This window comes from Stenotrophomonas sp. SMYL8 (genome assembly GCF_036320065.1).
GTDB lineage: Bacteria > Pseudomonadota > Gammaproteobacteria > Xanthomonadales > Xanthomonadaceae > Stenotrophomonas > Stenotrophomonas maltophilia_A.
In genome coordinates, this window is sequence record NZ_JAWIRR010000001.1 from 237,788 (window position 1) to 252,861 (window position 15,074).

Sequence of the window (15,074 nt, forward strand, 5' to 3'; positions counted from 1 at the left end):
GCCCACGGTTTGCAGAGCAAACCGTGGGGCGTCAGCGCGAATGCGCTTACGCACCATGCGCGGCCAGCTGGCCCAGTCGCTGGACCGCGACCGAGACGGTCGGGTAGTCCAGGGTCTTCTGCTCGGCCAGTTCGGCCAGCATCGCCAGGGTGAAGCGCAGGCTGTTGTCGTCGCGGCCCATCCAGGCCGCCACCTTGGCTTCAGCACTGCTGCCCTTGGTGCCCAGCACCTGGCCCGCCAGGTTGCGGTGGTTGGCCGCCAGTTCGTCACGCAGCACGCCACGTGCCACGGCGTGCCAACGGCCATTGACCTCCAGCGCGTCGACCTGCTCGAACAGCCACGGCAGCTGCAGGGCATCGCCCAGGCGGAAGTGGACCTTGGACACGTCCACCGGCTTCAGCTTGCGGGTACGGGCCAGTTCGATGATGTCGAACGCCGGCTCCAGGAAGTGCAGTTCGGCCAGCTGCTGTGCCAGCGCGGACGGCAGGCCCTTTTCCTTCCACTCGGCCACCAGGGCTTCGTAGGTCGGACGCTGCGAATCCGGCAGCACACCCGAAGCAACGCGGATGTCGTTGAACGGACCCTGGTAGCGGTTGACCGCTTCGGTGATGCCCGGCATCGCGCCCGGGCGCGACAGCAGCCAGCGCACGAACGAGCGCTGCAGCTTCCAGATCACTTCCAGTGCATCGATCTGCACCGACTCCGGCACCTTGCCGTCGAGGGCATCGATCTGTGCCCACAGCGCGCGCGCATCCAGCGTTTCACGGCTGATGGTGTAGGCCTTGGCGACCTCGGCGATGGAACGGCCGGTGTCTTCCTGCATGCGCATCAGGAAGGTGGCGCCCATGCGGTTGATGGTCTGGTTGGTCACGGCCGTGGCGATGATTTCGCGCTTCAGGCGGTGACGCTCCATTGCGTCGGCGTACTTCTTCTGCAGCGGGGTCGGGAAGTAGCGCTGCAGCTCCTTGGACAGATACGGATCTTCCGGAATGTCCGAATCCAGCAGCTGGGCGAACGCCACCAGCTTGGAGTAGGACAGCAGCACCGACAGCTCCGGACGGGTCAGGCCCTGGCCGCGTGCCTTGCGCTGCGACAGCTCGGCATCGGACGGCAGGAACTCGATCTGGCGATCAAGCAGGCCCTGCTGCTCCAGGGTACGGATGAAGTGCTGCTTGGAACCCAGGCGCTTGACCGCCATCCGCTCCATCAGGCTCAGCGCCTGGTTCTGGCGGTAGTTGTCGTTGAGCACCAGCTCGGCGACTTCATCGGTCATCGAAGCCAGCAGCTTGTTGCGCTGCTCGACGGTCAGCTTCTTGGCCCGCACCACATCGTTGAGCAGGATCTTGATGTTGACTTCGTGGTCGGAGGTGTCGACACCGGCCGAGTTGTCGATGAAGTCGGTGTTGAGCAGCACGCCTGCCTGGGCAGCTTCGATGCGGCCCAGCTGGGTCATGCCCAGGTTGCCGCCCTCGCCCACCACCTTGCAGCGCAGCTCGCCACCGTTCACGCGCAGCGCGTTGTTGGCGCGGTCGCCGACATCGCTGTGCTGCTCGCTGGCGGCCTTGACGTAGGTACCGATGCCACCATTCCACAGCAGGTCGACCGGTGCCTTCAGGATCGCGCTCATCAGGTCGTTCGGCGACAGCGCCTTGACGTTCTCGTCCAGGCCCAGCACTTCACGCACCTGCGGGGTGATCTCGATCGACTTCAGGCTGCGCGGGTACACGCCGCCGCCCTTGCTGATCAGCTTGGCATCGTAGTCCGCCCAGCTCGAACGCGGCACGGTGAACAGGCGCTCACGTTCGACGAACGTGGTGGCTGCATCCGGGTTCGGGTCCAGGAAGATGTGGCGGTGATCGAACGCAGCTACCAGGCGGATGTGGCGCGACAGCAGCATGCCGTTGCCGAACACGTCGCCGGACATGTCGCCGACGCCGACCGCGGTGAAGTCCTGGCTCTGGCTGTCACGGCCCAGCGCACGGAAGTGGCGCTTGACCGACTCCCACGCACCGCGTGCGGTGATGCCCATGCCCTTGTGGTCGTAACCCACCGAACCACCGGAGGCGAACGCATCGCCCATCCAGAAGCCGTGCGCGATGGCCAGGCCGTTGGCAATGTCGGAGAAGGTCGCGGTGCCCTTGTCGGCAGCCACCACCAGGTACGGATCGTCCATGTCGTGGCGCACGACATCCACCGGCGGCACGATCTTGTTGTTGACGATGTTGTCGGTGATGTCCAGCAGGCCCTGGATGAACAGCTTGTAGCAGGCCACGCCGTTGGCGAAGATCGCGTCGCGGTCGCCGTTCACCGGCGGGGTCTTGGCGAAGAAGCCGCCCTTCGCGCCGACCGGCACGATGACGGTGTTCTTGACCATCTGCGCCTTGACCAGGCCCAGCACTTCGGTACGGAAGTCTTCGCGACGGTCCGACCAGCGCAGGCCACCACGGGCGACCGCGCCGAAGCGCAGGTGGGTACCTTCCACGCGCGGGCCGTAGACGAAGATTTCGCGGTACGGGCGCGGCTTCGGCAGGTCCGGCACCAGCGCCGAATCGAACTTGAAGCTGATGACATGGCCGTGCTGGCCGTTGGCATCGGTCTGGTAGTAGCTGGTACGCAGGGTCGCGTCGATCACGCCCATGAACGAGCGCAGGATGCGGTCTTCGTCCAGGCTGGACACGCGGTCCATCAGCTTCAGCAGCGCATCGCGCGCGGCCTGCATCTGCGCGTCGCGGTCACCCTTGCGGGCGTCGACCACGGTCTTGAGCACCTTCAGGGTGGCGTCGTCGCCAGCAGCCAGCACATCGAAGTGGGCCTTCAGCTGGGCCTGGCCGGCGGCGATATCGTCCTTGCTCTCATGGCCGGTAGCCGGATCGAAGCGGGCTTCGAACAGCTCGACCAGCAGGCGGGCCAGCAGCGGGTAGCGCGCGAAGGTGCCTTCCACGTAGGCCTGCGAGAACGGCACGCCAGTCTGCAGCAGGTACTTGCAGTAGCCACGCAGCATGGCGACCTGGCGCCAGTGCAGGCCAGCGGCCAGCACCAGGCGGTTGAAGCCGTCGTTCTCGGCATCGCCGTGCCAGACGCGGGCGAAGGTCTCGCCGAAGGCTTCATCGACGCTGGCGGCATCGATCGCGCCGGCGGTCGACTCGACCTCGAAGTCCTGCACGTACACCGGCGCGTTGTCGACCGACAGGCGGTACGGACGCTCGGCGATCACGCGCAGGCCCATGTTTTCCATCATCGGCAGCGCGTCCGACAGCGGGATGTCATCCAGCTGGCGATACAGCTTCAGGCGCAGGCCATCACCAGATTCACGCGGCACCGCCTGCAGGCTCAGGCGCAGGTCGTCCGGGCCGGTCAGGGCGTCGAGCTGGCTGACATCGTTGGCGGCAACGGCGGTGCTGTTGTCTTCGATGTAGCCGGCTGGCAGTGCCTTGCCGATACGGGCAGCAATGCGCAGGCCTTCGGTTTCGCCGTGGCGGGTCACCAGCGCTTCGCGCAGGTCGTCCTGCCAGTTGCGCAGCACCTGGGCCAGCTTCTGCTCCAGTTCGGCGGTATCGACGTCCAGCATTTCGCCCGGCTTCGGGCGCACGATCAGGTGCACCTGGGCCAGCGGCGATTCGCCCAGTACCACCGAGCTGTCGACGTACTCGCCGTGCAGCGCGTCCTTCAGCATCGCTTCGATGCGCAGGCGCACGTCGGTGTTGAAGCGCTCACGCGGCAGGTAGACCAGCGCGGAGATGAAACGGCTGTACTTGTCGCGGCGCAGGAACAGGCGGCTGCGCACGCGCTCCTGCAGGCCCAGCACGCCCATGGCAGTGCGGAACAGTTCGTCCTCGCTGGACTGGAACAGTTCTTCGCGCGGCAGGGTTTCCAGGATGTGGCGCAGGGCCTTGCCGCTGTGGCTGGCCGAGGCCAGGCCCGACTGCTTCATCACGTGCTCGTGGCGCTGGCGCACCAGCGGGATTTCCCACGGGCGACGGTTGTAGGCGCTGGAGGTGAACAGGCCGAGGAAGCGCTGCTCGCCGATGATCTTGCCCCTGGCGTCGAATTCCAGCACGCCGATGTAGTCCATGTAGCCGGCGCGGTGCACGCGCGAACGGGCATTGGTCTTGGTCAGGATCAGCGCGTCCTTCAGCCCGGACGTGGTGTTCAGGCCCTGCGCGGCCAGGGTCTTGACCGGACGGGCGGCGGACTTGTCCTTGCCGCGCATCAGGCCCAGGCCGGTGTCGTTCAGCGGCGCCAGCACCTCTTCCTTGCCCTGCTTCTCGACGCGGTACTCGCGGTAGCCGAAGAAGGTGAAGTGGTTGTCGGCGGCCCAGCGCAGGAATTCCTGTGCTTCCTTGCGCGACGCGTCGTCGACCGGCAGCTGGCGGCTGCCCAGGTCGTCGGCCAGCGCCAGCGCCTTGTCCTTCATCGGCTGCCAGTCGCGCACGATCGCACGCACTTCGTCCAGTGCCTTGCTGATGGCCTGCTCGATGCCCGCCATGGCTTCGGCCGGCTGGCGGTCGATCTCCAGCAGCATCACCGACTCGGCATCACCCTCGCCGACCTTGACCAGCTTGCCGGCCTTGTCGCGGGTGAAGCGCAGCACCGGGTGGCCCAGCACGTGGACGCCCACGCCCTGTTCGGCCAGCGACATGGTGACGGTGTCGACCAGGAACGGCATGTCGTCGTTGACGATCTGCAGCACGGTGTGCGGCGATTCCCAACCGTTGGCCTTCGCGGTCGGATTGAACACGCGGACGTTGGCCTTGCCGGCCTTGCGGGCACGGGCGAATTCCAGCGTCTCAGCCGCGAGAGCGGCCCACTCTTCAGCGCTGTGGTGCGGGAACTCGTCCGACTCCATGCGCTTGTAGAAGTCAGTGGCGAAGGCCACCGCTTCGGCCTGTGCGGCCGCGGGGTAACGCTTGCGCAATGCCGTGTACACCGGCTCCAGGGAGAAACCAGCGGTCACTGCGACCTCCGACTCTGCTGGTTTGGTCTTGTTTTTCACGGTCTTGGCTGCGGTTTTTTGCGGTTTCATGGCAGAGCGATGCGCTTGCTCAGTTGGGAAAATGAAATTGTAGCCCTACCGCACGAAAAGGCCTTGCTGCAGGACGGAATAACCAGATTCGGGTTTGCTGCGGTTTAGACGCCTATTCAGTTCGCACCGGTATGGTGCTGGCGCGCGCTTCAGCACTGCCGACAGGATCGGCAAAGCGTGTTACCGGAAGACACACGCGGCGACGCCGATTCGATTCCACAATCCTGAACTGGACGGTATAGTCCACCGCGTGAACCCGGCCTACCTCCCCGTTGCCCTCGACGCACGCGATGAGCGCGTGTTCGATGCCGTGCGCGAGCTGCTGGCCCAGCAGGGCATGCAGATGAGCATGGACGCGGTGGCCCAGCATGCCGGCTGCTCCAAGCAGACCCTGTACTCGCGCTACGGCAACAAGCAGGAACTGCTGCGCCGGGTGATGCAGCGCCATGTCGGCCACGCTACCGGAGCCATGGTTCGTGCACTCCGCACTGACGACCTGCGTGCCAGCCTGCTCCAGTTCGCCACCGACTTCCTGGAGCATTTCAACCAACCGCACGTAGGACAGGCCTGTCGGCTGATCGCCGCCGACGCGGCCCAGTTTCCCGAAGAGGCGCGTACGCTGTACCGGCATGGCGCCGGCGCGCTGACGCTTCATCTTGCTGAATGGATTGAAACCGTTTGCATGCGTGGCCAGCTCCGGCATGACGACCCGCACTTCATGGCCGAACTGCTGCTGAGCATGATCGCCGGTCAGGATTTCGACAAACAGCGTTTCCATACCCCCCATCGTGATGACGCGCAGCTGCGTCGGCGCTGGGCAGAGTTCTCCGTCGACAGCTTCCTGCGCGCCTTCGCGCCTCAGCCGTCGGCGGCCCCGTCTTCAAACCAACCCCGGAGTTCCTCCTGATGACCGCCCCACTCCGCACCCTTGCCTTGACGTGCGCCGTTGCTGTCGCGCTGGCTGCCTGCAAGAAGCCGGAACAGCAGACGCCCCCGCCGCCGGAGGTGGGCGTGATCGACGCCAAGCCGCAGACCCTGCCGCTGCAGCGTGAGCTGGTCGGCCGCCTGTCGCCGTTCCGCAGCGCCGACGTGCGCGCGCGCGTGCCGGGCGTACTGCTCAAGCGCGTCTACCAGGAAGGCTCGCAGGTCAAGCAGGGCCAGCCCCTGTTCCTGATCGACCCGGCGCCGCTGCGTGCTTCGCTCAATGCCTCCGAGGCCCAGCTGGCCTCGGCCCGCGCCACCTACGCCAATGCCAAGGTGGCCGCGGACCGCGCGCGTTCGCTGGCGCCGCAGCAGTTCGTCTCCAAATCCGACCTGGACAACGCCGAATCGGCCGAGCGCACCGCGCTGGCCGCGGTCAAGCAGGCCGAAGCGGCGGTGACCTCTTCGCGCATCAGCCTGGGTTATACCGAAGTGACCGCGCCGATCAGCGGTGTGGCCAACAAGCAGCAGGTCACCGAAGGCGCGCTGGTCGGCCAGGGCGATGTGACCCTGCTGACCACCGTTGACCAGCTCGACCCGCTGTACGTGAACTTCTCGCTGAGCGTGGACGAGTTGACCCAGCTGCGCGCGCAGCAGGCCAAGGGTGCGCTGGCGCTGTCCGGTGACGGCAAGGCCACGGTCAACGTCAAGCTGGCCGACGGCAGCACCTACAGCGAGCCGGGCACGCTGGACTTCTCCTCGACCACGGTCGACCCGGCCACCGGCGCGGTGTCGCTGCGCGCGCTGCTGCCGAACCCGCAGCAGATCCTGCTGCCCGGCGCCTTCGTCAGCTTCCAGGCCAACCTCGGCGAGCGCAACAACGCCTACCTGGTGCCGCAGCAGGCGCTGCTGCGCGACACCACCGGCGGCTACGTGATGGTGGTCGGTGCCGACGGCAAGGTCGTGCGCAAGAACGTGAAGACCGATGGCGCGCAGAACGGCAACTGGCTGGTCAGCGACGGTCTGGCCGCCGGTGACAAGGTGATCGTGGCCGGCGTGCAGAAGGTCAAGGAAGGTGCACCGGCAGTCGCCAAGCCGTGGACCCCGGGGCAGGACGCCAACGGCAAGCCTGCCGCAGGCGGCGCCGCTCCGGCGGGCGCAGCACCGGCCGCAGCCAAGGCACCGGCCGACGCGGCCAAGCCCGAGCAGGCCGATGCGGCCAAGCCGGCCGCCACCGATTCGAACAAGCAGTAACGGGAACCTTCCGTCATGCCTAAATTTTTCATCGAACATCCAGTCTTCGCCTGGGTGGTTGCGATCCTGATCTCGCTCAGCGGCGTGATCGCGATCCTCAACCTGGGTGTGGAGTCCTATCCCAACATCGCCCCGCCGCAGGTCACCGTCTCGGCGACCTACCCGGGTGCCAGTGCGGACACCACGGAGAAGTCGGTCACCCAGGTGATCGAGCAGCAGCTGACCGGTATCGATCACCTGCTGTACTTCAGCTCATCGTCCGCCTCCAACGGCCGCGCGCAGATCACCCTGACCTTCGAGACCGGTACCGATCCGGACATCGCCCAGGTGCAGGTGCAGAACAAGGTCTCGCTGGCCACGCCACGCCTGCCTTCGGAAGTGACCCAGCAGGGCGTGGTGGTGGCCAAGGCCAACGCCGGCTTCCTGATGGTGATCGCGCTGCAGTCCGATACGCCGGCCATCAACCGTGACGCCCTGAACGACATCGTCGGCTCGCGCGTGCTCGACCAGGTCTCGCGTATTCCCGGCGTCGGCAGCACCCAGCAGTTCGGTTCCGAGTACGCCATGAACATCTGGCTCAACCCGGAGAAGATGCAGGGTTATGGCCTGTCGGCCAGCCAGGTGCTGGCGGCGGTGCGCGCGCAGAACGTGCAGTTCGCCGCCGGTGCGCTGGGTTCGGACCCGTCGCCGGAAGGCCAGCACTTCACCGCCACGGTCTCGGCTGAAGGCCGCTTCAGTTCGCCGCAGGAGTTCGAGAACATCATCCTGCGGGCAAATCCGGACGGTTCGCGGGTGCTGATGAAGGACATCGCCCGCGTTGCCTTCGGTGCCAACAACTACGGTTTCGACACCCAGTACAACGGCAAGCCGACCGGTGCCTTCGCCATCCAGCTGCTGCCGGGCGCCAACGCCCTGAACGTGGCCGATGCGGTGCGCGCCAAGATGGACGAGCTGCAGCCCAGCTTCCCGTCCGGGGTGACCTGGTTCTCGCCGTACGACAGCACCACCTTCGTCAAGATCTCCATCCAGGAAGTGGTCAAGACACTGTTTGAAGCAGTGTTCCTGGTGTTCCTGGTGATGCTGATCTTCCTGCAGAACTTCCGCGCCACCCTGATCCCGACCCTGGTCATCCCGGTGGCCCTGCTCGGCACCTTCCTGGGCATGTGGATGATCGGCTTCACGATCAACCAGCTGACCCTGTTCGCGATGGTGCTGGCGATCGGCATCGTGGTCGATGACGCGATCGTGGTGATCGAGAACGTCGAACGCATCATGACCGAGGAAGGCCTGGCGCCGAAGCCGGCCACGCAGAAGGCGATGACCCAGATCACCGGCGCGGTGGTGGCGATCACCGTCGTACTGGCCGCGGTGTTCATCCCGTCCGCCCTGCAGGGCGGCGCCGCCGGTGAGATCTACAAGCAGTTCGCGCTGACCATCGCCATCTCGATGGCGTTCTCGGCGTTCCTGGCTCTGGGCTTCACCCCGGCGCTGTGCGCGACCTTCCTCAAGCCGACGCACAACGACAACCCGAACATCATCTACCGCACCTTCAACAAGTACTACGACAAGATCAGCCATACCTATGTGGGGCACATCACTTCGGCGGTGCGCCATGCACCGCGCTGGATGATCCTGTTCGTGGTGCTGACCGCACTGTGCGGCTTCCTGTTCACCCGCATGCCGGGCAGCTTCCTGCCGGAAGAAGACCAGGGCTATGCGCTGGCGATCGTGCAGTTGCCGCCGGGCTCGACCAAGGGCCAGACCAACGAAGTGTTCGCGCAGATGCGTGGCATCCTGGAAAAGCAGGATGGCTATGAAGGCATGCTGCAGGTGGCCGGTTTCAGCTTCGTCGGTTCCGGCGAGAACGTGGGCATGGGCTTCATCCGCCTGAAACCGTGGGAGGAACGCAAGTTCACCGCGCCCGAGTTCATCCAGAACATGAACGGCGCGTTCTACGGCATCAAGGAAGCGCAGATCTTCGTGGTCAACCTGCCCACCGTGCAGGGCCTCGGCCAGTTCGGCGGCTTCGACATGTGGCTGCAGGACCGCAGCGGTGCCGGCTACGAGCAGCTGACCCAGGCGCGCAACATCCTGCTTGGCCAGGCTGCGCAGAAGCCCGACCATCTGGTGGGCGTACGCCCGAACGGCCTGGAAAACGCCCCGCAGCTGCAGCTGCATGTCGACCGCGTGCAGGCGCAGTCGATGGGCATGTCGGTGTCGGACGTGTACAGCACCATCCAGCTGATGCTGGCCCCGGTGTACGTGAACGACTTCTTCTACGAAGGCCGCATCAAGCGCGTGACCATGCAGGCCGATGGTCCGTACCGCACCGGCCAGGAGTCGCTGAAGAGCTTCTACAGCCCCTCCAGCCTGACCACGAATGCCGACGGCACCAATGCGATGATCCCGCTCAATACGGTGGTCAAGTCCGAATGGGTGTCGGCACCGCCGTCGCTGAGCCGCTACAACGGCTACTCGGCGATCAACATCGTCGGCTCGCAGGCACCGGGCACCAGCTCGGGTGAGGCGATGCAGACCATGGAAGGCATCGTCAACGACGATCTGCCGGCTGGCTTCGGCTACGACTGGTCGGGCATGTCCTACCAGGAAATCCTGGCCGGCAACGCGGCGACGCTGCTGCTGGTGCTGTCGATCGTGGTGGTGTTCCTGTGCCTGGCCGCGTTGTATGAAAGCTGGTCGATCCCGGTGGCGGTGCTGTTGGTGGTGCCGCTTGGCGTGCTTGGCGCCCTCGGCCTGTCGATGCTGCGTGGCCTGCCGAACGATCTGTTCTTCAAGATCGGCCTGATCACCGTGATCGGCCTGGCCGCCAAGAACGCGATCCTGATCGTGGAGTTCGCGGTGGAGCAGCGCGCAGCAGGCAAAACCCTGCGCGATGCCACCATCGAGGCGGCACGCCTGCGTTTCCGACCGATCCTGATGACCTCGTTCGCGTTCATCATGGGCGTGATCCCGATGGCGATCTCCACCGGCGCCGGCGCCAACTCCCGCCACGCCATCGGCACCGGCGTGATCGGCGGCATGCTGTTCGCCACCCTGCTCGGCCTGCTGATGATCCCGGTGTTCTTCGTGGTCGTGCGCCGCATGCTGGGTGACAAGCTGGATGAGTCCTCCAAGGAATTCATGGAGCGCCAGCGCGACGCGGAAGCCGCGCACCGCCCGGATCGTTGATCCGGCGGTGAGTTGAAACGAAAAGGCCCCGGAGCGATCCGGGGCCTTTTTCATTCGTGCCATGAAGCCGGTAGTCGCCGACCTTGGTTGGCGCTTTGCAGTGCCACGTGTCAGCGCAGCAGTGCAACCACGGTGCCAATGGTGGCGCCGGAGGCAGGTCGCATCCAGCCCACATTGCGAACACCGGACCGCTGCACCGTATGGGATCGAACGCCACACTCGCGCTCAAGGCGTCTCCCGGGTTCGCAGACAACCCCAACGTTGGATTTCTGGCCGCGCAGAGGTCCGATACGTCCTGATCGTTGCTATCCAGATGTTTCTACGGCAATCGATCCGATGCCGTCCCAGGAGACAAATCATGGATGGAAAAGCTCTACGATTCTTCAGCCGCACCGCTCTGCTGCTCAGCACGTTGTTTGCAGCCGGCAGTATCCAGGAAGCCCGCGCCAAGGGCGTCCTCGTCTGCGACAACTGTCGTGACCCGCGCGCATTGGCACTTTCCTCGGGCACGGGGCCCACCATCGTCGCCGACTTCCAGCAGCGCCGGATTCATGGTTTCGATGTGGAATACGATCGCGAGCTACGTCGCTACCGCGCAACAAGGGCGCAGATTCCCAGGCCAATCAACGCATCCTTCAATCGAATCATGGGCATGCTCGACAACAACGTGCCAACCGTACAGTTCGCGCCGCGGCAGTGGGCCGGAAGAGGAATCCAGTACGAGGTGCATCCAGATGATCCGCAATTCGCCAACGGCATAAGCTTTCCGGAAGAGCACAAGAGCCTCAACGCCTACGATGTCGTTCAGATGGCCACTGAGCGATCAAGACTGGAAGGTGATATTGGCAAGGCGTTCACAGGCGCAACGACTTCGTCGGCCGCCTGGAACAGCATGGCGACGTTCCTTTCGTCGATCGGACTGAGCTTCGTCAGCAAGACCATCGGCATTGACAGCGCCATCTATCGGATCACATGGCGCGATGGTTCAAAAACCACGCTGGTCATCACGCCTTCTGCGGTTGATAGAGCCCGCTATGTGCAAGGTGAAAGCCTTGACGCCAAGGGCAACAAGATTCCGGATGGTGCGGCAACCGATCCGGATTTGGCCCGGAACTTCATCGGCAGCTATCGCTTTGACGATCACGACGAGCTCGAACGATGGGTGGACTCGGCCCGGCTCTATGGCGTGACCATGCATCCGGGAATGCCACAGGAATCACTTCAGATCGTCTGTGAATGGAATGGAAAGGATATTGTTTGCCGATTGCCACGTTGATCGTACAAAAGAAACGGGGCGGCAATCGCCCCGTCGCGTCCATCAGCGCAGCCCGGTCTCGTTGCGGGCGATCACCAGGCGCTGGATTTCCGAGGTGCCCTCGTAGATCTCGGTGATCTTGGCATCACGGAAGTAGCGCTCCAGCGGCATTTCCTTCGAATACCCCATGCCGCCATGAATCTGCACGGCCTGGTGGGTGATCCACATCGCCGCTTCCGAGGCGGTCAGCTTGGCCACCGCTGCTTCCGTGCTGAAGCGCTTGCCCTGGCCCTTCACCCACGCCGCGCGCAGGGTCAGCAGCAGCGCCGCGTCCAGCTTGCACTTCATGTCGGCGATCTTGGCCTGGGTCATCTGGAAGGTACCGATGGCCGCGCCGAACGCCTTGCGCTCCTTCACGTACTCCAGGGTCGCTTCATAGGCGGCACGGGCGATGCCGATGGCCTGCGAGGCGATACCGATGCGGCCAGCATCGAGCACGCTCATGGCGATCTTGAAGCCCTCGCCTTCCTGGCCCAGCACGTCTTCAGCCTGCGCCACGTAGTCGTTGAACTCGATCTCGCAGGTGGCCGAAGCGCGGATGCCGAGCTTCGGCTCCGTCTTGCCGCGACCGAAGCCCGCCTTGTCGGTATCGATGATGAAGGCGGTGATGCCGCGCGCGCCCTTGTCCGGCTCGCTCATTGCGAACAGCACGATGTACTTGGCCACCGGGCCGGAGGTGATCCAGCTCTTCTTGCCGTTGATGACGAAGGTGCCATCGGCCTGCTTCACTGCGCGGCAACGCATGGCCGTGGCGTCCGAACCGGACTGCGGCTCGGTCAGCGCGAACGCGCCGATGGCCTCGCCTTCGGCGATGGCACGCACGTAGGTCTGCTTCTGTTCCTCGGTACCGTGGGTGAGGATGCCGTTGCAGAACAGCGAGTTGTTGACCGACATGATGGTCGAATGGGCTGCGTCGGCGGCGGCGACCTCCACCATCGCCAACACGTACGCCACCGGGTCCATGCCCGCGCCACCGTATTCGGTCGGCACTTCGATGCCCATCAGGCCGTTTTCACCCAGCAGGCGGATGTTGTCCAGCGGGAACTCGCCGGTGCGGTCATGGTGCTCCGCGCTGGGGGCGATCTTTTCCTGCGCGATGCGCCGCGCCACGTCCTGCAGCATCAACTGCTCTTCAGTAAAGCTGAAATCCACAACACCCTCCCGGGTACATGAAGTTATGGGCCGCGCACCGCGCGCCCAGGTGCCTCGATTGTACCGGGGCCCGCCGGTTTCCGTACGCCAGCGACTTGACCGCGGCAGGCCTTCTCAGCGAATATATCTCTATATCGCGATAGGTAGATATTTATGGATCTGGAAGATTGGTCGACCCGCCTCAAGGTGTTCGCCGATGCGACCCGCGTACGCCTGCTGGCGCTGCTGGAGCAGGAAGAGCTGACCGTGGCCGAACTGTCGGCGATCACCCGGCTGGCACAGCCGCGGGTGTCCACCCACCTCGCGCGCCTGAAGGAAGCCGGCCTGGTCCGCGACCGCCGTGCGGGCGTGTCGGCCTATTACCGCTTCGACGAGGCCCAGCTGGACCCGGCGCAGCGTGCATTGTGGCATGCCTTGAGCAATGGAAGCGACGACCCGTTGCTGCGGCAGGACGCTGAACGTGTCGCCGCCGTGCTGGCCCACCGTGCCTCCGACCAGAACTGGGCCGACAGCGTGGCCGGCGACATGGAGCGCCACTACTCTCCGGGCCGCACCTGGGAGGCGCTGGCGCGCACGGCGCTGCCGCTGCTGGAGACCGGCGACGTGCTGGACATCGCCTCCGGAGACGGCGTGCTGGCCGAACTCGTCGCCCCGCATGCCAAGCGCTACATCTGCATCGATACCAGCGCGCGCGTGGTTGCCGCCGCTAGCGAGCGCCTGCGCCGCCTGCCCAATGTGGAAGTGCGCGAGGGCGACATGCATGCGCTGCCGTTCAAGGACGGCAGCTTCGACCTGGTGGTGCTGATGCATGCGCTGACCTACGCCAGCAAACCGGCGCAGGCGGTGACCGAAGCCGCGCGCGTGCTGCGCTCCGGCGGCCGCCTGCTGCTGTGCAGCCTGGCCCGCCACGAGCACAAGGCGGCGGTGGAGGCCTACGGCCACGTCAACCTCGGCTTCAGCGACAAGGAGCTGCGCAGGTTCGTCGACAAGGCCGGCCTGCAGGTATCCAGCCTGGAGACGGTCACCCGCGAAAAGCGTCCGCCGCACTTCGAAGTGATTTCACTGATCGCCAACAAGCCCTGAGCCCGAGATCGCCATGCCTGCCCTGCCCTGGTTGCATCCTGATCGTGCCAACGCCCTGCTCGACGCCCTGCGCGAGCGGATCCTGATCATCGACGGCGCGATGGGCACCATGATCCAGCGCCATGGCCTGCAGGAAGACGACTATCGTGGCGAGCGCTTCGCCGGTGGCTACGATCATGTGCATGGCCCCGCTTGCGACCACGCCGTGCAGGAAGGGCATGACCTGAAGGGCAACAACGATCTGCTGCTGCTGACCCGGCCGCAGATCGTCGCCGACATCCATACCGCCTACCTGGAAGCGGGCGCGGATCTGGTCGAGACCAACACGTTCAACGCCACGTCGGTCAGCCAGGCCGACTACCACCTCGAACACCTGGTGTACGAATTGAACAAGGCTGGCGCAGCGGTGGCACGCACCTGCTGCGATACAGTAGCCGCAACCACACCAGGCAAGCCACGCTTCGTGATCGGGGTGATCGGCCCGACCAGCCGCACCGCCTCGATCAGTCCCGATGTCAACGATCCGGGCTTTCGCAACACCAGCTTCGACGAGCTTCGCGACACGTACCGCGAAGCCATTGACGGCCTGATCGACGGCGGCGCCGACACCATCATGGTCGAGACCATCTTCGACACGCTCAATGCCAAGGCCGCGCTGTATGCACTGGAGGAGGCCTTCGATGCACGCGGCGCAAGGTTGCCGGTGATGATCTCCGGCACCATCACCGATGCCTCTGGGCGCACGCTGTCCGGGCAGACCGCCGAGGCCTTCCACGCGTCGCTCGCGCATGCGCGCCCATTGTCGATCGGCCTGAACTGCGCACTGGGTGCCGATGCGATGCGCCCGCACGTGGAAACCCTTTCGCAGGTCGCCGACTGCTACGTCAGCGCACACCCCAATGCAGGCCTGCCCAATGCCTTCGGCGAGTACGACGAGACGCCCGAGGACATGGCCAGCACCCTGCGCGGTTTCGCCGAGGATGGCCTGTTGAACCTGGTCGGTGGCTGCTGTGGCTCCACCCCTGACCACATCCGCGCAATCGCCGAGGCCGTGGCCGGGCTGCCGCCGCGCGCCCTGCCCGGTGTCCAGGAGCAGGCCGCATGAATGTCGCCGCCACCGTTCCGCACTTCCCACCC

Annotated in this window: 8 protein-coding genes; 6 read left to right on the forward strand and 2 right to left on the reverse strand. The window is 65.2% G+C overall.

Annotated features, from left to right (window positions below; genetic code table 11):
• Positions 1 to 46: 46 nt before the first annotated feature.
• The gene (locus tag V3B25_RS01275) at positions 47 to 5,023 is read right to left on the reverse strand and encodes an NAD-glutamate dehydrogenase domain-containing protein (protein ID WP_329809873.1); all 4,977 of its coding nucleotides are present in this window, start codon (positions 5,021 to 5,023) and stop codon (positions 47 to 49) included.
• Positions 5,024 to 5,273: 250 nt separating this feature from the next.
• Here V3B25_RS01275 and V3B25_RS01280 point away from each other — a divergent pair, with 250 nt between their 5' ends.
• From V3B25_RS01280 to V3B25_RS01295, 4 genes are all read left to right on the forward strand, one after another.
• Entirely contained in the window at positions 5,274 to 5,930 is a 657-nt protein-coding gene (locus tag V3B25_RS01280) for a TetR/AcrR family transcriptional regulator (protein WP_032127669.1), read from the forward strand.
• On the forward strand, positions 5,930 to 7,198 hold the full coding sequence (locus tag V3B25_RS01285) for an efflux RND transporter periplasmic adaptor subunit (RefSeq protein ID WP_329809874.1): 1,269 nt from the start codon (positions 5,930 to 5,932) through the stop codon (positions 7,196 to 7,198). Before V3B25_RS01280 ends, V3B25_RS01285 begins: the two co-directional genes overlap by 1 nt.
• A gap of 15 nt (positions 7,199 to 7,213) precedes the next feature.
• Positions 7,214 to 10,387 carry a multidrug efflux RND transporter permease subunit gene (locus tag V3B25_RS01290; protein ID WP_049400218.1) on the forward strand — a complete coding sequence of 1,058 codons (3,174 nt, stop codon included), beginning with the start codon at positions 7,214 to 7,216 and terminating at the stop codon, positions 10,385 to 10,387.
• Between the two features lie 358 nt (positions 10,388 to 10,745).
• On the forward strand, positions 10,746 to 11,663 hold the full coding sequence (locus V3B25_RS01295; protein ID WP_154352926.1) for a hypothetical protein: 918 nt from the start codon (positions 10,746 to 10,748) through the stop codon (positions 11,661 to 11,663).
• Positions 11,664 to 11,705: 42 nt separating this feature from the next.
• Here the strand turns inward: V3B25_RS01295 and V3B25_RS01300 are convergent, their stop codons facing one another.
• Positions 11,706 to 12,854 carry an acyl-CoA dehydrogenase family protein gene (locus tag V3B25_RS01300; RefSeq protein ID WP_049422068.1) on the reverse strand — a complete coding sequence of 383 codons (1,149 nt, stop codon included), beginning with the start codon at positions 12,852 to 12,854 and terminating at the stop codon, positions 11,706 to 11,708.
• Between the two features lie 153 nt (positions 12,855 to 13,007).
• On the opposite strand from V3B25_RS01300, the gene V3B25_RS01305 reads away from it, so the two are divergent.
• Together V3B25_RS01305 and V3B25_RS01310 are read left to right on the forward strand one after the other, a co-directional pair.
• Entirely contained in the window at positions 13,008 to 13,937 is a 930-nt protein-coding gene (locus V3B25_RS01305; protein ID WP_032127664.1) for a metalloregulator ArsR/SmtB family transcription factor, read from the forward strand.
• A gap of 13 nt (positions 13,938 to 13,950) precedes the next feature.
• Complete coding sequence (locus tag V3B25_RS01310) at positions 13,951 to 15,042, forward strand: homocysteine S-methyltransferase family protein (protein WP_049422067.1); 1,092 nt, start codon at positions 13,951 to 13,953, stop codon at positions 15,040 to 15,042.
• The last annotated feature ends 32 nt before the right edge of the window (positions 15,043 to 15,074 follow it).

Bases quoted from the DNA above. Each gene is read 5' to 3' on its own strand.
- V3B25_RS01275 (WP_329809873.1), bottom strand. From the start codon at position 5,023: ATGAAACCGCAAAAAACCGCAGCCAAGACCGTGAAAAACAAGACCAAA.
- V3B25_RS01285 (WP_329809874.1), top strand. From the start codon at position 5,930: ATGACCGCCCCACTCCGCACCCTTGCCTTGACGTGCGCCGTTGCTGTC.
- V3B25_RS01290 (WP_049400218.1), top strand. From the start codon at position 7,214: ATGCCTAAATTTTTCATCGAACATCCAGTCTTCGCCTGGGTGGTTGCG.
- V3B25_RS01295 (WP_154352926.1), top strand. From the start codon at position 10,746: ATGGATGGAAAAGCTCTACGATTCTTCAGCCGCACCGCTCTGCTGCTC.
- V3B25_RS01305 (WP_032127664.1), top strand. From the start codon at position 13,008: ATGGATCTGGAAGATTGGTCGACCCGCCTCAAGGTGTTCGCCGATGCG.
- V3B25_RS01310 (WP_049422067.1), top strand. From the start codon at position 13,951: ATGCCTGCCCTGCCCTGGTTGCATCCTGATCGTGCCAACGCCCTGCTC.